This is a genomic window from Rothia nasisuis (genome assembly GCF_928381405.1).
Classification (GTDB): domain Bacteria; phylum Actinomycetota; class Actinomycetes; order Actinomycetales; family Micrococcaceae; genus Rothia; species Rothia nasisuis.
Genome location: NZ_CAKMSB010000016.1, coordinates 1 through 16,948 on the forward strand (window position 1 = coordinate 1; position 16,948 = coordinate 16,948).

Annotated in this window: 12 protein-coding genes and 3 pseudogenes; 10 read left to right on the forward strand and 5 right to left on the reverse strand. The window is 60.5% G+C overall.

Features of this window, described 5'->3' with window-relative positions; translation table 11 throughout:
• Positions 1–73: 73 nt before the first annotated feature.
• A pseudogene (locus L6966_RS10855) lies at positions 74–4,540 on the forward strand (Lhr family helicase); the annotation flags it as partial.
• An 82-nt stretch (positions 4,541–4,622) separates the two neighbouring features.
• On the opposite strand, the gene L6966_RS10860 reads toward L6966_RS10855, so the two are convergent.
• Entirely contained in the window at positions 4,623–4,766 is a 144-nt protein-coding gene (locus L6966_RS10860; RefSeq protein WP_180377798.1) for a hypothetical protein, read from the reverse strand.
• Between the two features lie 265 nt (positions 4,767–5,031).
• On the opposite strand from L6966_RS10860, the gene L6966_RS10865 reads away from it, so the two are divergent.
• Together L6966_RS10865 and L6966_RS10870 are read left to right on the forward strand one after the other, a co-directional pair.
• On the forward strand, positions 5,032–5,913 hold the full coding sequence (locus L6966_RS10865; RefSeq protein WP_237225073.1) for a DNA-formamidopyrimidine glycosylase family protein: 882 nt from the start codon (positions 5,032–5,034) through the stop codon (positions 5,911–5,913).
• A gap of 149 nt (positions 5,914–6,062) precedes the next feature.
• Positions 6,063–7,178, forward strand: coding sequence for a pseudouridine synthase (locus L6966_RS10870; RefSeq protein ID WP_237233380.1), 1,116 nt, complete (start codon positions 6,063–6,065; stop codon positions 7,176–7,178).
• An 87-nt stretch (positions 7,179–7,265) separates the two neighbouring features.
• Here L6966_RS10870 and L6966_RS10875 read toward each other — a convergent pair whose 3' ends face one another.
• The gene (locus tag L6966_RS10875) at positions 7,266–8,585 is read right to left on the reverse strand and encodes an MFS transporter (RefSeq protein WP_237233381.1); all 1,320 of its coding nucleotides are present in this window, start codon (positions 8,583–8,585) and stop codon (positions 7,266–7,268) included.
• 201 nt (positions 8,586–8,786) lie between these two features.
• Between L6966_RS10875 and L6966_RS10880 the strand changes: the two genes are divergently transcribed.
• Positions 8,787–10,085, forward strand: a complete 1,299-nt coding sequence (locus L6966_RS10880) for a glycoside hydrolase family 76 protein (RefSeq protein ID WP_237233382.1) — start codon at positions 8,787–8,789, stop codon at positions 10,083–10,085.
• 63 nt (positions 10,086–10,148) lie between these two features.
• Here the strand turns inward: L6966_RS10880 and L6966_RS10885 are convergent, their stop codons facing one another.
• Entirely contained in the window at positions 10,149–10,379 is a 231-nt protein-coding gene (locus L6966_RS10885; RefSeq protein WP_336603624.1) for a winged helix DNA-binding protein, read from the reverse strand.
• A 35-nt stretch (positions 10,380–10,414) separates the two neighbouring features.
• Between L6966_RS10885 and L6966_RS10890 the strand changes: the two are divergent.
• From L6966_RS10890 to L6966_RS12275, 5 genes and pseudogenes are all read left to right on the forward strand, one after another.
• Positions 10,415–10,792, forward strand: a pseudogene (locus L6966_RS10890) (organic hydroperoxide resistance protein); the annotation flags it as partial.
• Between the two features lie 274 nt (positions 10,793–11,066).
• Positions 11,067–12,362: pseudogene (gene tgt / locus L6966_RS10895) on the forward strand (tRNA guanosine(34) transglycosylase Tgt); the annotation flags it as partial.
• 252 nt (positions 12,363–12,614) lie between these two features.
• On the forward strand, positions 12,615–13,118 hold the full coding sequence (locus L6966_RS10900) for an SRPBCC family protein (protein WP_083090951.1): 504 nt from the start codon (positions 12,615–12,617) through the stop codon (positions 13,116–13,118).
• Positions 13,119–13,210: 92 nt separating this feature from the next.
• Positions 13,211–13,702, forward strand: a complete 492-nt coding sequence (locus tag L6966_RS10905) for an SRPBCC family protein (RefSeq protein ID WP_237225079.1) — start codon at positions 13,211–13,213, stop codon at positions 13,700–13,702.
• Between the two features lie 665 nt (positions 13,703–14,367).
• On the forward strand, positions 14,368–14,673 hold the full coding sequence (locus L6966_RS12275) for a transposase (protein WP_369127139.1): 306 nt from the start codon (positions 14,368–14,370) through the stop codon (positions 14,671–14,673).
• Between the two features lie 142 nt (positions 14,674–14,815).
• On the opposite strand, the gene L6966_RS10915 is transcribed toward L6966_RS12275, so the two are convergent.
• Both L6966_RS10915 and L6966_RS10920 read right to left on the reverse strand, forming a co-directional pair.
• Positions 14,816–15,565 carry a class I SAM-dependent methyltransferase gene (locus tag L6966_RS10915; RefSeq protein WP_237225080.1) on the reverse strand — a complete coding sequence of 250 codons (750 nt, stop codon included), beginning with the start codon at positions 15,563–15,565 and terminating at the stop codon, positions 14,816–14,818.
• Positions 15,543–15,926, reverse strand: coding sequence for a 3-isopropylmalate dehydratase small subunit (locus L6966_RS10920; RefSeq protein WP_237225081.1), 384 nt, complete (start codon positions 15,924–15,926; stop codon positions 15,543–15,545). The genes L6966_RS10915 and L6966_RS10920 overlap by 23 nt, the downstream gene beginning before the upstream one ends.
• 598 nt (positions 15,927–16,524) lie before the next feature.
• Between L6966_RS10920 and L6966_RS12280 the strand changes: the two genes are divergently transcribed.
• On the forward strand, positions 16,525–16,776 hold the full coding sequence (locus tag L6966_RS12280) for an IS3 family transposase (RefSeq protein ID WP_369127138.1): 252 nt from the start codon (positions 16,525–16,527) through the stop codon (positions 16,774–16,776).
• Positions 16,777–16,948 lie beyond the last annotated feature (172 nt).

The window sequence follows — 16,948 nt, forward strand, 5'->3', positions numbered from 1 at the left end:
GTGGGCTCGGAGATCTGTATAAGAGACAGGAATTGAAGAGGTTGAGGCACCCGCGCTCCAGCAGGCAGCCCAGCCAGCCAGCCTGAGCGGCTACCAGGCGTCCATCTGGCCGCACGTTGAAGAACGCATCGTTGACCTTGTAGAGGCCAACCGCTCAACCATCGTTTTTGCTAACTCTCGCGGGCTGGCCGAGAAGCTGACGGCCCGCCTAAACGAGATATACCTGGGCCGTCTTGAGGCCCGAGGGGAACTGGGCGAGGTGACCGCGAGCGCCTCAACCGGTGCCCGCTCCTATGCCGCCACCGGTGGGGAGCCCCGGGCCCTGGCCGAGGTGCTGGCTGAGGCCCTGGCCCAGGACGCCCCCGCCCGGCTTGAAGCCGATGACGCGCGGCTACCTGGGGTGGGAGCCTTATCAGGCGGCTCTGGGTCCTCCCGGTCATCCCGGCCCGGTGCGGATCGGCCTCCCGCCCAGATGATGGGAGGCTCGGCCACGGCAACCGGTGCCCCGCCGGTGCTGGCGCGGGCCCACCACGGCTCAGTCTCTAAGGACCAGCGCACCCTGATTGAGGAAGCCCTCAAGTCGGGCCAGCTGCGCTGCGTGGTGGCAACCAGCTCCCTGGAACTGGGTATCGATATGGGCCACGTTGACCTGGTTATTCAGGTGGAGGCCCCGCACTCGGTGGCCTCTGGCCTGCAACGGGTGGGCCGGGCTGGTCACCGGGTGGGAGAGCTGTCACGCGGCTACCTCTACCCCAAGCACCGGGGGGATCTGCTGAATGCGACGGTGACCGTGCAGCGTATGCTGGCCGGGCAAATTGAACCCCTGGCTATTCCCGCTAATCCTTTGGATATTCTGGCCCAGCAGACCGTGGCGGCCTGTGCCCTGGGGCCTATCAGTGTGGAAGCCTGGTTTGAAGCCCTGCGCGCCACCGCCCCCTTCGCTACCCTGCCCCGGGCGGCCTTTGAAGCAACTCTGGACCTGCTGGCCGGTAAATACCCCTCAGACGAGTTCGCCGAGCTGCGCCCCCGCATCGTCTGGGATCGTGACGCTGGCACCATCGAGGGGCGCCCGGGTGCCCAGCGTCTGGCGGTCACCTCCGGCGGCACCATCCCCGATCGTGGCCTCTTCCCGGTCTTTATCGCCGGAGCTGAGGATTCCAAGGCCCCCAAGCGGGTGGGTGAGCTGGATGAGGAGATGGTCTACGAGTCTCGCGCCGGGGACGTCATTGCCCTGGGGGCTTCCTCCTGGCGGATTGAGGATATTACCCACGACCGGGTAACCGTGACCCCGGCCCCTGGCGTCCCCGGCCGCCTGCCCTTCTGGCACGGCGACTCGCCCGGCCGCCCCGTCGATTTAGGGCGAGCCCTGGGTACCTTCGCCCGGGAGCTTGCTCTCGAAGCCAGCAAGGACGCCGGTGCCGCCCACACGCGCCTGCGTGCGCTCGGCCTCGACGAGTGGGCCGCCGACAACCTGCTGGCCTACGTGGGTGAGCAGGCGGCAGCCACCGGGCAGGTACCCAACGAGAAACACCTACTGGTCGAACGATTCAGGGACGAGCTGGGTGACTGGCGGCTGATTCTACACTCGCCCCTAGGGATGCCCGTGCACTCCCCCTGGGCCCTCGCCGTTGGGGCCCGAGCAGAAGAACGCTACGGGGTGAACGCCTCGGCCATGGCCGCCGATGACGGTATTGTGCTACGCATCCCCGCCACGGAGGCCGAGCCGCCCGGGGCTGACCTCTTCCTCTTTGACCCGGCCGAGCTTGAAGATCTGGTCACAGAGAAGGTGGGTAACTCTGCCCTCTTTGCCTCCCGCTTCCGCGAGAATGCCGCCCGTGCCCTGCTGCTACCCCGCAAGGACCCGGGCCGCCGCACACCCCTGTGGCAGCAGCGCCAGCGCTCAGCCCAGCTGCTGGATGTGGCCCGCAAGTACCCCACCTTCCCCCTGCTAATCGAGACCGCCCGCGAGTGCCTGCAGGACGTCTACGACCTACCCGCACTCACAGCCCTGCACAAGGATTTAGAAGCCAAAAAGGTGCGCATCAGCGAGGTGGAAACCGAAACCCCCTCCCCCTTTGCCCGCACCCTGCTCTTTGGCTATGTAGCCCAGTTCCTCTACGACGGAGACTCCCCCTTAGCTGAGCGCCGGGCAGCTGCCCTATCTCTCGACCCGGGTCTGCTGGCCGAGCTACTGGGTAAGGACGAGCTACGAGAACTGCTCGATGTTGAGGTCATCCGCACCACCGAAGCTCGCCTGCAACGCACCGCAGAGGGCTACCGCCTACGCGGGGTCGAAGGGGCTGCCGACCTGCTGCGCCTGCTCGGCCCCCTCACCGCCGCCGAAGCCGCCGCCCGCCTGAAGGTGGTGCTGGAGCAAGAAGGCAGGGCGAAGGCCGGTCAGGCCACTGGTCAGGACGCCGGCGCCACCGCTCCTGAGGCCGAGGAAGGCAAGCCGGGCGAGCGCGTCCTCACCGAAACCGAAGCCACCGACCACCTTGAAGCCCTGGTCAAGACCGGGCGGGCCCTGCGCTTCCGCCTGCACGGGCGAGAACTCTACGCCGCCATTGAGGACGCCGCCCGCCTGCGCGATGCCCTGGGTGTACCCCTGCCGATTGGGGTGCCCCTGGCCTTCTTAGAGCCGATCGAAGCTCCCCTGGTTGACCTGGTTGCCCGCTACGCCCGCACCCACGCCCCCTTCACCGCAGCCCAGGCCGCTGAGACACTCGGACTGGGTGTCTCGGTAGTTGATACCACCCTGCGCGCCCTGGCAGCCGACCGGCGCGTCATCTCTGGTGAGTTCCTGCCCGAAGAACTCCGGGCTGAACTGGCGCTCGCCCGCACCGGCTCCGCTGATCCCGGCTACCTGGCCGGAACCGAGTGGGTGGACGCAGGTGTGCTACGCACCCTGCGCTCGCGATCTCTGGCCGCCCTGCGGGCCGACGTCGAACCGGTCGCCCCCGAAACCTATGCCCGCTTCCTGCCGCCCTGGCAGCACGTGGGTGCCTGGGATGTCACCGAAACCTCTGCCGCGCCCGGCACCTTCGGTGCCCCTGCCCAGCCCGTCAGCGTCCGCCGCGACGAATCCCCCATGCTCAGCGGCTATGACGGCCTGCTGACCGTCGTGGACCAGCTGGCCGGGGTGAGGGTTCCCGCCTCAGCCCTCGAACCGCTGATTCTCAAGGCCCGTATCATCGACTACACCCCCGCCCTGCTCGATGCGGCTATGAGCGCCGGTGATGTGCTCTGGACGGGTGCAGGCCAGCTAGCGGGCGACGATGGCTGGGTTGCCCTGCACCTAGGCGAGAGCGCAGCCCTCACTCTGCCCGATGAGGTGGAACGCACCGAGGCACTGGCCGCCCTGGGAACGCTGGAGAACACCATTTACGAGCTACTGACCGGCGGGCTTTTCTTCACCCAGATTCAGACCCAGCTAGCTACTATCGCCACTTCGCTAGGGAATGTGCCCCCCAGCGCCCAGGAAATTTCTGCGGCCCTCTGGAACCTGATCTGGGCTGGGCTGGTCACCGGCGATACCTTCGCACCGGTACGAGCCCTCATCTCATCCGGGGCCTCAACCCACAGGGTCGCAGCCCCAGCTCCGCGTGCCCGCTCGGTCGGTCTACGGCGCGGTGCCTCCCGTCTGTCTGCCTCACGGCTAGGGGTGGGCGTGGGCCGCAACCCGGCTGCGAGCGCCCAGGTTGCCCCAATCGATGCCGGGCGGTGGGCCCGCCTAGAGGCCGAGCCGCTTGACCCTACCGTGGCCGCCGCAGCCCGAGCTGAACTGCTGATGGATCGCTACGGTGTGCTCACCCGCGGTGCTGTGGCCGCTGAGGACTCCCCCGGCGGCTTCTCCGGTATCTACCGGGTACTCTCAGCTGCTGAAGAGAAGGGCCTAGCCCGCCGCGGCTACTTCATTGAGGGGTTGGGGGCTGCACAGTTCTCGGTCTCTGCGACCGTTGACAGGCTCCGCCGGTCAGACAGCGTCACCGGCGAGCACGAGGACGGCCCAGCCCCCCACCCCTCGGGCGCGCCCGCACCCGCTGCCTCGGTACGCCGCACCCGCCGCTCTGTGCTACTCCTGGCCGCCACAGACCCGGCCAATCCCTTTGGTGCAGCCCTGCCCTGGCCTGCCCCCGTGCCCTGGGACTCGGCTCGCACCGAGCTCAAGCACAGGCCGGGCCGTAAAGCGGGAGCCATCGTGATACTCGTTGATGGGGCGCTCACCCTCTACCTGGAACGGGGCGGGAAGACTCTGCTGCCCTTCACAGATGACCCAGCCCTGATTGAGGCCGCCGCTCCCCTGCTCGGCCAGCTAGTGCGCACCGGTGTGGCAGACAAAATCGTCATTGAAACCGCGGGCGGGGTGGAGCTACTCAGCAACCCCGAGCCGCTCACGGCGTCCGCGCGGTCACGTGACTTCCCGGAAGAGTCCCGTGCCCTACCCGCCGAGCACCCCGTGCTCACTCTGCGCCGCGCCCTGCTCGCTGCGGGCTTCTACACCACCACGCGCGGGCTACGTATGCGCAGGGACTACACGTAAGGCCGGGATGTGGGGCATATAAGTATGCCTTCCCTGCCTGGGATGCTAGGGAAGGCTGGTGGGGAAGTCATATTTCAGGTCTCTACAGCGTAAAGTAGGAGTCGTTGCCCTCGTAACCGGCACGAAATTCGCGGACGCTCCGGGCAAGGTGAACGCCGAAGGCGGCCAGCGACATCATCAATACCATCAAGAGAACCACGGTAAACATCGTGAAAACAATCTGCATTGTTTGACCTCTTCTCGGGGTAAGCGGCCTGGGAGCCGCTGTGTGAGCTCTGACTGCTCTCGCATAGCACGGTAGCAAATCACAGCCCAGGGTGTGGGGATAACCGAACGTCACAGTAAAGTTTCAATCGGCATACCCTTTATACACCAGGTGATGCACGACATGCGAATTTAGGCGAGATGCCGGTCTGGTTCCTTGCAGGCAGAAAGTGTCATACTTGCGTCATACATGAATGAGGCACCATTGTTGAAGGAGCACCCGCATCATGCCTGAAGGTGACACCGTCTGGCGGCAGGCTCGCGCGCTACACCGGGCACTCGCCGGTCGAACAGCCCACGCAACAGACCTGCGCTACCCGCACGTTGCTGGCGTCGATTTGGCGGGCCACCCTATTCATGGGGCGCTGGCTCGCGGTAAACACCTCCTGCTCCGTATCGGCGATATGACCGTGCACTCCCACCTGAAGATGGAGGGGATCTGGCATGTTTATGGGCAGGACGAAGCGGGGCAGCGCGAGCGGTGGAGGCGGCCAGCTGCCTCCGCGAGGGCGGTTATTCAGGCTAACGCCCGGACCTCCTCGGGGCAGCTCATTCCCGGTAGCGTTCCGCTAGAGGCTGTCGGCTTTGACTTGGGTCTGTTAGAGGTTTTTCCGACCGAGCAGGAGGGCGACAGGCTGGGCTATCTGGGCCCCGATCTGCTCGGCCCGCACTGGTCGGTGCAGCGGGCGGTAGCCAACCTGACGGCTCAGCCTGACCGCATGGTGGGGCCTGCCCTGCTTGATCAGCGGAACCTAGCCGGTATTGGCACCATCTACCGGGCTGAGACTCTCTTTCTCGCGGGCCTTGATCCGCGCACCCCCGTGGGGGCCGTTCCTGATCTGGCTGGCGTGGTGTCTATCGCCCGCCTGCTCTTGGATGCCAATCGGGGGCGTCCGCACCGGGTCACCCGCACCAGCGCTGAACCTCTCTGGTGCTACGGGCGCGGCGGGCGCACCTGCTACCGCTGTGGAAACACCATCGTGCGGGAGAACCTCTCAGACTCTGGAACCGGCCCCAACCGGTATGCAGACGGTCACCTCATTGCCCGTGAAGAAGACACCGACCGCCTCAGCTACCGCTGCCCGGGCTGCCAGGAGCTGCTGGGTTAAGCTCCGCTAGGTCAGGCGCTTACTAACGGCAGGCTCATGAGCTCATACCCCACACTGTGAATCAGAGAAGGGTAACCGCAGGTATCTTCAATAGCCTCCGCGCGGAACCGGAACAGCCCCGGTAGCCAGCACCTGCCATAATAGAGCCCATGCGCCGAATCAACCGCCACCTTGCTCCTAAGCCCCTGCCCCAGCGCAAGGGGATTGACGCCGTCTCCTTTGTGCTACCCGATGCAGGCAACCCCGAGGACGACACCCTGGGGGCAAGCACAGTGCTGGACTACCTGGTAGCCCGCTTCTACCCGCACCAGCGCTCCCTCTTCACCTCCCGCTTTGACCGCGATGAGGTCAAGGACGCTAGTGGGCAGGCGGTTGCCCCCGATGCCCCTTTGACCGGTCAAAAGATCTGGTACTACCGGGAACTCGGAGTTGAAAAGCCCGTGCCCTTCGACATGCCGGTGCTCTACGAGGACGAGTGGGTACTGGCCATCGATAAGCCCCACTTTCTACCCACCACCCCGAACGGGTCCTTTGTTGCCCACACGGCCCTGACCCAGTTACGGGTGCGGGAGAACAACCCCGATCTCATTCCGATTCACCGCCTGGATCGGGCCACCGCCGGGGTGGTACTTTTTGCCAAGACCCCAGAGGCCCGCGCCCCTTTTCAGACCATGTTCCAGCGGCGCGAACCCACCAAGACCTACGAGGCAGTGGCGGCCCCCGTCGCCGGGCTGGAGGTGGGGCAGAGCCTGACGGTGCGCTCGCGCATTGATAACCAGCACGGGGCCCTACAGGTAGCCCATACCGGGGTTGAGCTCCTGCCCGGTGACACCGGCCCCCTGCCGGTTGAGACGAAGGCGGAGCGGCGCGAGCGCCGCCGCTCGGGGGCCTCCTTTGAGGGGCTGAACGCCCAGTCGCGTATTACCTGCCTGAAGGTCTTTAAGCTGGCGGGCGGCGTCCTGCCCGCGGTGTCTGAGGCCAACCCGGCCCTGCCCCTACCGGCAGCCGGTGCTACTCTGGCCCACTATCTTTTGGAGCCGCACACGGGCAAGACCCACCAGTTGCGGGTGCATCTGACGGCAGCCGGGGCGCCGATTGTGGGGGACGTGGTCTACCCGGCCGTCCTGCCCATTGCTGAGGACGAACCCGCCCTACCCCTACAGCTGCTGGCTAGGTCGCTGACCTTCCCCCACCCCTTCACAGGGGAGCTTGTGACGGTACGAAGCGGGCGGAGGCTTCGGCTCATCGAGGGAGCTGCCCACTAATGCCGAATGTGCCACGCATTCCCGAATGTCGTGGATAAACTCCCCCGCTCGGGAATAAGAGGCACATTCGATACAGGCGGGCTGAAGCTAATCAGCTACAGGAACAGAACTGCTCTCTTCTACCGACTCGGCGCTCCTTCCTGGGAGTAGTTGCAGGCCCCGAATCACCAGGTAGATAGCCACCAGCAGCCAGAGGCCAGCGAGCACCCAGGCCACCTGGTATATCGTCACAAAGGCCAGTACCGCCGAGGTCGCCACCAGGCCAATCGGCCCGGCCACCTGGCTAATAGCCATAAAGATTGAGAACGACCGGCCGCGAATCTGCTCGGGTACACCCTCGGTCACCAGCAGGGTCTGCAGGGGGTTCATAATACCCCCGCCCAAGCCGGAAATCCCCATGCCCACGATGGCCAGCCAGGAAGTTTCGAGCAAGGCCATGCCAAAGAAGGCCAGGGTATAGAAGACCATGCCCACCACCCAGGCCCGGCGTGGAAAGGGCACAATCTTCCCGGCTACGATGCTGGTGACCATCATGCCCACCGCAAAGGCAGACATCGATGCCCCGTACAGCCCCGGCTGGTTAATTCCCTGAAAATGCGCGGGTAGAAGCACCATTAGATAGGGCATTACCAGGGCCATCGATAGCAAAGAATCCAGAGCCAGCAGACGAATCACCGGGTAGCCCAGGGCCTTCTTCCAGCCCGCCAGCCCCTTGAAAGGGTCTTCGGTAGGGGCTTCAGGGGAGGACGCTGGCACCTGCCCGTCCTCACCCAGCTGGGCAGCGGCGTCCTGCCCCTCAGCACGGACGTCCGCGCCCGCCTTCTGCAGGCGCAAGCAGGCGGTCAGGGCGGCGGCCACCAGGGAGCAACCGGCCGTAATCCAGAGAACCTGCTCGATGGGCAGGGCCGTCATCAGCACACCGGCTACAGCCGGGCCCACCAGGAAGCTGACCCCGCTCAAAGCCTGGTTCCAGCCAGAAATCTGGGCGACCTTGTGACCCGAGGTCGCAGCAACATCACCGACTAGGGCAGCGCGGGCGCTCATACCGGGAATATCACCCACCGCACCCAAAATACCGATGATGATAAACCAGCTCAGCGTCAGCCCAAAAAACATATCTACCGCAATCACGGCCACCACCGACAGGCCCGAAATGATGTCAGAAATAATCGACACGGGCTTACGGCCCAAGGTGTCCACCAGGTTGCCGCCAAAATAAGCAAAAACCAACGACGGCACAGCAATCGCCGCCGCCACAATACCGGCAGCCGCCGGGTTGCCCGTACGCTCTAGCACCAGCCAGGGCCAGACGATACCGGCAATAGAATTGCCCAGCATCGACAGGGCAGCAGAGGAAAGGTAAACCCAAACGGCAGAAGCGCGCCCGGCAGGCGTAGGTGTGTGCATGCTCCATACTCTAGCGGCTTGCGCACCTGCCGAACAGGTGCGGGCTCTATGATTTCCGGCAAACCGTACTGTACCCTCACGCCCCGGGAACACCCTCAGCAACGGCACGCCTGTAAAAATACGGTGCGCCCTCCAACTGGGGTGCGGGCGCCCGTCTGGGTAAACTAGCACTGTACGCATAACTGCCCGCGAAAGGCCCCTATGAGCACCCAGCCGCAGATCCGCACCGAAGCTGACCCTCAGCGTCCTCGTCACGCCGCGACCTCAGCCGAAGCGCTTGAGGCTCTTGCCACCGAGCACCGCGCTACCCTAGGCCAGCGGGCAGATACCGCAGCCTACTCGGTGATGAGGCTCTTTGGCACGCGTGCGGCGCACATCCCCGGCACTCTGATAGGTAGGGCGCAGTACCCCGATACCCGCCCCCGCCGTTCCCGCACCACGGAGTGGCACTACTGGTGGCAGGCCCACCTGTTAGATGCCCTGGTTGATTCCGGTTTGCGTCACCAGGCTGACGGGAACCAGGACGCCGCCGCCCACTTTCTGAAGCAGGGCAGGGCGGTGCTGCGAGGCATCCAGGTGCGCAACTACGGCACCTACCCCAATTACTATTACGACGATATGGCCTGGCTAACCCTGGCCTGCGAGCGGCTTAACCGGCTGGCGCTGGCGGTGGAAGGCTCAGGCGACGGGGTTGCTCAGGACGCTGCGGCCCGGCTCTACCGGCAACTGGCTGACGCATGCACGCCCGAGGCGGGCGGGGGTGCCTTCTGGTCGAAGGATCACAATTTTAAGAACACTCCTGCAACAGCCCCCATCGCTCTAGCCTTTGCGCGGGCCAGCCGGTATGAGGAAGCTGCCAGTTTGCTCAACTGGCTCCACGAGAACCTTTTTGATGCCGAAACCGGGCTCTACTTAGACGGGGTGAAGCTGACCGGGCAGGGGCCGGATGCAAAGGTGACCTCGGTGGAGCGGGGCCTGTTCACCTACAACCAGGGGCCGGTGCTCGGTGCCTATCTGGTCTTGCTCAACGCTGGCCACACAGAGGCGCTAGCTACCGACCCGGTAGCCCACATCTCTGAGGTTCTGCTGGGCATTGACCGGGAGTTTGGCCAGGATTTTGAGGTGTCAGCTGCTGAGTCTCTTCGCCTGGTGCGCACGCAGGGGAACGGCGATGGCGGACTTTTCACCGGTGTTCTGGTGCGCTACTTGGCAGAAATCGCCCTCCACCCGGCACTGCCTGCCCCTGTGCGTGAGCAGGCCTCCAATCTGGTCCTGGCTACCGCCGAGATTCTCTGGGACGGCCGCCGGGAGTATGACCCCGAGCTGCCCATGAACGAGGCCGGGATTGATCCGAGCGAGATCCGCGGGCAGGCGGTGGCCCTGTTTTCGCCCGATGTGTCCCGGCATATCTCTGAGGTGGTTAAGCCTGGTCAGCCGATTGATCTCTCCACCCAGATTCAGGCCTGGATGGTGTTGGAGGCTGCGGCGAGGGTGTTCTAGGGTGTGCACAGGGACGCCCTGTTCGCCCGGCAGGCCGCCCAACCCCAACCGCGCCCAGAAGTCTCAGTCTCCAGCCTTATCGTTCAGCAGGTGTTCGGCCAGGGTATCGAGTTCGGCTTTGAGAGCCAGGATATCGAGACCCTCGACCGCGCAGGCGGCGTAAATGGCTCCGGGGACGGATTTCGCACGTCTTTTCAGCTTCTGCCCGGCTGGGGTGAGGCTCAGCAGGGTGCGGCGTTCGTCGCGGGGGTCGCGGGTCTTAGTCAGCAGGCCGTGGTCAATCAGGCGTTTGATGAGCGGGGTGAGGGTTCCGCTGTCGAGATCAAGTCGGGCGCAACGGCCACGTCCGCACCGTTGACGGCGCTTTTGAGGCCGATCTCGCCATTCCCGTTGAGATGGGCGGCTCCGGCAAGGGTCTGAACCCCGAACAGCTCTTCGCTTCCGGTTATGCGGCCTGCTTCCACTCTGCCCTGCAGATGGTGGCCCGCATGCAAAAGAAGAACATCGAAGGTTCCTCAGTTGGCGCTCAGGTCTCCATCGGCAAGCAGGGCGAGGGCTTTGGCTTGGCCGTTGAACTTGAGGTTATTATCCCCGAGCTCCCCCAGGATGAAGCCCAGGCGCTTGCCGACGCAGCCCACCAGGTCTGCCCCTACTCCAACGCCACCCGCGGCAACATCCCCGTGACCGTGACCGTCTCCGACGACTAAATAGAATCCAGCCAAGGAAGCTACAGCTGAGCCCCGTTAGATTCTCTTATCCTCATGATGAGTGATTAGGGAATCTAACAGGGTCCAGAAAGCTAGGTCCTGCTAAGCGAATGTGCCACTTTTTGCCGAGGGTGCCACTCTAAGTGGAACTTTCGGCAAAAAGTGGCACACTCGCCTTGTGCAGGGTTTGTAGAGACTTTTGAATAAGCCTCTTAGAAGCTCAACCTATTCTTTCGCCACAGCGCACCTGCCTTCTCACGGTAGACTTGTACCCGTGCTCAATACCGAATTTTCTGCCCCTACTTTCTCCTTTGAACTGGGTAAGCGCCTGGCCGATACCTCCTCCCCCGGTGCCGACCGCATCTCCGCTAACGGCGGCGAGTTTCAGGGGCGCACCGGCGTCATTCACACCCCCCACGGCGATATTGCCACCCCCGCCTTCACCCCGGTAGGTACCAAAGCCACGGTCAAGGCGGTGCTGCCTGAGGCCATGAAAGACCTGGGTGCCCAGGCCCTGCTGGCCAACGCCTACCACCTTTACCTGCAACCGGGGCCGGACGTCCTCGACGCCGCAGGCGGTCTGGGCACGTTCATGAACTGGGACGGCCCCACCTTCACTGACTCCGGAGGCTTCCAGGTCATGAGCCTGGGCTCGGGTTTCAAAAAGGTCATTGATATGGGCACCGTGGCCGGGGCTACCGGCGCGGACGGCCGCCCCATTGGTGATGACGACGTAGCCGCCGGCAAGGAGCGCATGGCCCACGTGGACGACGACGGGGTCAACTTCAAGTCGCATATCAACGGCGACATTCACCGCTTTACGCCCGAGGTATCCATGCAGGTGCAGCACCAGATCGGCGCTGACATCATGTTTGCCTTCGATGAGCTCACCACCCTCTATAACTCCCGCGCCTACCAGGAGGAGGCCCTTGAGCGCACCCGCCTCTGGGCCCTGCGCTGTATTGCTGAGCACCAGCGCCTGACCACTGAGCGGGTGGGCAAACCCTACCAGGCCCTCTTTGGCGTGATCCAGGGGGCCCAGTACGAGGACCTGCGCCGCAAGGCCTGCCGCGATCTGGGCGCTATGCCCTTTGACGGTTTCGGCCTGGGCGGTGCGTTGGAGAAGGAGAACCTGGGCACCATCGTGCGCTGGTGCACCGAGGAACTCCCCGAGAACAAGCCCCGCCACCTGCTGGGCATTTCGGAGCCCGACGATATCTTCACCGGCATCGAAAACGGTGTTGATACCTTCGACTGTGTCTCCCCCACCCGCGTGGCCCGTAACGCGGCCGTTTACACCCCCGATGGCCGCTTCAACCTGACCAATGCCCGCTACCGCACCGACTTCTCCCCCATCTTCGAGGGCTGCGACTGCTACACCTGCGCCAACTACACCCGCGCCTACCTGCACCACCTCTTCAAGGCCGACGAGCGCCTCTCAGCAACCCTGGCCTCGATTCACAATGAGCGCTTTATTGTGAAGATGGTGGACGATGCCCGCGCCGCTATCGACTCCGGGGAATATTTCGACTACCGCGATGAGTTCCTGGGTAAGTACTACGCCAAGAAGGTTGCCCAGCTCAAGGCCCAAGAAGAAGCTGCCGCCCGTAAGGCCGCTAAGGACGCCGAGCGGGCAGCTGCCGCCCAGGCCCGCTGGGAGGCCAATATGAAGGCAAAGGCTGAGGCCGAGGCCCGCCGGGCAGCTGAGAAGGCGGCCCAGGGGCAGGGAGCTGGGGCGGATACGTCCGCGCAGGTTGAAACCAGCCAGCCTGAACCCGACCAGGCCGATACAACCGAGACCACCAGCGACGAAAAGTAGAGCATGAACGACTTTAAGATTGAAGACCTCAAGCCCGAGGAAACCCTCACCTACCGCCACGAGTTCGCGGCAACCCCGCAGCAGGTCTTTGAGGCTTTTACCAACCCCACGCTTTTCATCAAGTGGTTTGGGCCTGCCGACTGGAAGATCATTCCCAATACCCTGACCCTGGAACCGGTGATTGGTGGCCGCAAGCAGTTCGTTATGCGGCACAAGGATCAGACTAAGTTCCAGGCCCCCATGTACATGCGGTTTGTGACCCTGGCGGAGCCCCACACCATCGAGTACCGGGAGGCCCTGCCCACCCCGTCCGGCCAGCCCTCAGATACCCTGATTGGCCTGCGTCTTGAGTTTGAGGCCGGTACTGCCATGACTGAGGACGGCGTCGGCGAGGGTACAATTCTTAAGCTCACCCAGGGGCCCCTGCCCGCCGGTGTGCACGAGCAGACCCTGGCCTCCTGGCAGGGCTCTTTCGGCAAGCTGGCTGAACTGCTCAAGCAAAACTAGATTTTTCAGGACGCCGCCCCCGCTTCCCTACCCCAGGGCAGAGAGGGGCGCTACGGCGTCCGCCTCCATCACTCTCATCTAAGGAAAACACCATGAACTTTGACTTCGACACCATTGCCCTCGAGCAGGTCCTGACCTTTACCCACGATTTTGAGGCCACTCCCGAGGCCCTCTACGAGGCCTTCACCTCAGCAGAACTACTACCCCAGTGGTTCGGCCCCGAAGGCTTCACCGTGCCGCTGGATACCGTTGATATTGAGGTGCGCGAGGGCGGCCCGCAAAAGTTTGTGATGGTGAGCGAGGAGAACCCCGAGTTCACCTCCCCTGTGAACGGCACCTTCCACAAGCTGGTGCCCGGTGAGCTGATTGAGGGCTACGAGGCTATCGGCGTTGAGCTGGCTGAAACCCACGGCATGGAAGAAGGATCCTACTTCCTCAACCGCACCGCCTTTCAGAAGATTGACGAGAACACCACCCGTGTCACCATTACCCAGGGCCCCATGGACCCCGCCATGCACGAGATGGCTGTGGCCGGTTGGAAGTCTTCTTTCACTAAGCTGAACCGTCTACTGGGCGCTCACTAGACTCTCCTAGATTGACCAGAGGGTGTCTGATGGTTTGTGTGCAGGACACCACCCCCCCCCCGCACGAAGAAGATAGACAAGAATAACTACTATAGCTAAACGCGACCCGGCCGATAAAGCCAAGATAGACGCGATGGAGCAAAAACTTCTTACTAACCCTGAAATTCGCTCAGTTAATTGATGAATGAGGTACTTCAACAACGGATACTCATGACCTAGTCCCTGGAATCTTGCAGGCCTCAACTACCCGGGCCCTTAGCGCTGAAATGGATTCTCATCTTGACTAGGCCAACAATGACCGCAACGGCAAGGCTGCTGCTGGCACGGACAATGACCGCAACGGTTCGTATCCAAAGACCGTGGATTCAAACTATGACCCTGTTACCGTGAATATCCCTAGGGGGCAGGGCAGGGACCTTTGTGCCTACCATGGTCCCTAAGGGGCGCTAGGCCTTTGACCGATGTCGATGACATGATCATTAGCTTCTATACCGGTGGAATGTATAGTTCGTGATAGTCAACATCACCTGGCTACCGCGCTGCGGGTCGATGTTTCTCACGAGACTATTTCTGCGGTGACTGATGCTGTCTTAGACGAGGTCTTGGTCTGGTAAAACCGCCAACTAGATGAGCTCTACCCCGTCTTTTTTCGTGATGCCTTAAGGGTGAAAATCCGTGATGGTGGCAGGGTAGTCAACAAATCTGCCTATCTTGCCGTTGGTGTTGATCTTGACCGAATCAAGCACCTCCTAGGGATGTGGATCGCTACAGAAGAAGGGGGCTTCCTGGTGGGTGCAGGTATGTGCATACCTGTCGAACTGAGGGGTCAAGGGGATGTTTTATTGTCTGCTGTGACGGGCTCAGCGGCCTGCCTGAAGCCGTGGAAGCTACCTGGCCGGTCGATGGTGCAAACCTGTATCGTTCATCTGATTCGTGTAGCAAACCGGTGGGTTGCCTATGGGGGGCCGTAAGGCGGTGTCAGCAGCGCTGAAAAAGGGTTTATACCGCTTTTTGAAGTAAGTCGAAAGTCTAATTTCTGACCCAATTTTGCATGATTACCCTCTTAAAGTAAATTGAAATATAGCCTTGCCAATAAAAAGCAAGGCTATAAAACTATCGTGCTATGAATAATTGTGTTGTGTAATTTAGGATTACTTTTCCATTATATGAATGTTTGACGGCGATATTTCTGACATGATCTAGAAAATCTGCACCATGTGCATCAATAGCTCGTTGCACCTGAGTAGAGCTTGAAGACATACCTACAAAATCTTCAATTTGAACCTCACGCTTCCAAGAATAGTTATAATCTTTAACGGTTAAATTTGGTAAATCTACCCAATCAAAAAGTTCTTTTTTAATATCTATATTTCTATAGTTTCGAACATATCCTGGACTCATAGACTCTAATAAAGATTCGTATTCAGCTAACATTATATTAGTAAAATAGTCACGATTATTTTGAATAATAGCGATTTTTCCGTTATCGGTTAAGTTCGACGAAGCTTTCTGTAAAAATTTTTTGCGATTAAACCACTGATAAGCCTGACCAGCGACTATAAGGTCAGCTGGTTCTAAATCATCTAGGACATCTTCAATACTTCCAACGATCCAATTAACTTGCGGAAATTTACTTTTCCCCCCAGATATCATCCCTTCTGATATATCAACTGCATATGTCTCAGGGAAACTTAAATAGGGTAAAAGCCACTCTAAAACTATACCAGTACCTGATCCGCAATCAACAACTCTAGGGTTGGTCTTTGTCCCCTCAACAACATATTGTACTAATTCTTGTGGGTATCTAGGTCTATATTCATCATATTTTTTTGCTAGTTTATCAAATGGCATTTGACGACTCATAATCGGCATCCCTCTCTAACTTTATTGAATTCAGTAAACCCTTGCGATTTATCATATCGAGCATGAATTTTGGCGGTAATGAAAAATTTATTACGTTAGTCCCTAGTAATATCTTTCCAGTTTCTAGATTCAAGGTAATTGAATCAGATTCCCTAATTAAATTAGTATTAATTTCAATTGCAGGAATCCCTAAGTTCCAGCAATTTCTGAAAAATATTCGTCCAAAATTGGGGGCAGATATTGCTTGTATTCCAGCAGATTTCAAAGCACTCACTGCTTGTTCTCTCGAACTGCCTATACCCATAATAGAATCGTTCACTAAAACATCCCCGAAATCTAAAATTTGAAAAATTTTTTCCATTACCAGAACCTGTTTTCCTAATGATTCTACGGTTTTACGCTTGGGGTGTTTTAGATTACTATTTCACCAGTATCCCATACATATATGACCTGGTCAAGAGGATTATTCAAAAGTCCCCAGCACCAACTAGACAGCGGCCCACCCAGAAGTGAACTGAAGTGCCCCAGGTTTTGTTCCGCTTGAGTAGATAGGAAAAACTGGAACACGCCAAAGAAAATTGACCAGGATACGAAGGACCGGGTGATCCGCCTTGCTGAGGACCGCATCCTGGCAGAGGGTATCTCCATGCAGGAAACGTGCAAGATCGTCGCCACGAAACTGGGTGTCTGGTGGCACACTGCCCGGCAGTGGGCTCAGGCGGCCCGTCCCGGCAGGCCGGGCTGCTGATCCTTTACCTGAAGATCTCCTTGCAGAGGTGGCCAAGCTGCGTCGTGAGAATCAGGAGCTTCGCGACACGAACGAGTTGTTGAAGGCCGCCTCAGCTTTTTTCGCCTCAGAACTCGACCCCAAGCGTCGGACATGATCCAGTTCATCGATGAACACCGGGATCGTTTCACCGTCGAGTCCCTCTGTCAGAGGTTGAAGAGCAATCGGCAAGGTGGCTTTATGTCCTCAGGCGGATACCGTCAGTCACAAGCCCCGGGGATTAAGTGCCCGCAACCTTCGCGAGGCCGCATTGACAAGGCATATTGCCCAGGTCCATGAAGAAAACTACGCAGTCTATGGTATCTGCAAGATGTGGCCTGCTCTGCGCTGTGAAGGAATCGACATCGGCCGTGAGCAAACCGCTTGCCTGATGCGCCTTGCTGGAGTCAGTGGAAATCACTGCCTCTACTGGGACAGTCGGTGATTCCTACGACAGTGCTTTGGCTGAGAAGGTCAAGGGTTCTTACAAAAATTGAGCTAATTTCGTAGGCGGTTGTGGGCTGAGGTGGTTGATGTTGAGATGGCGGCGTTTGAGTGGGTTTTGTGGTGGGACGAATCATGGCTTCACTAAAGGTCTGGGCTACCGTAGGCTGACA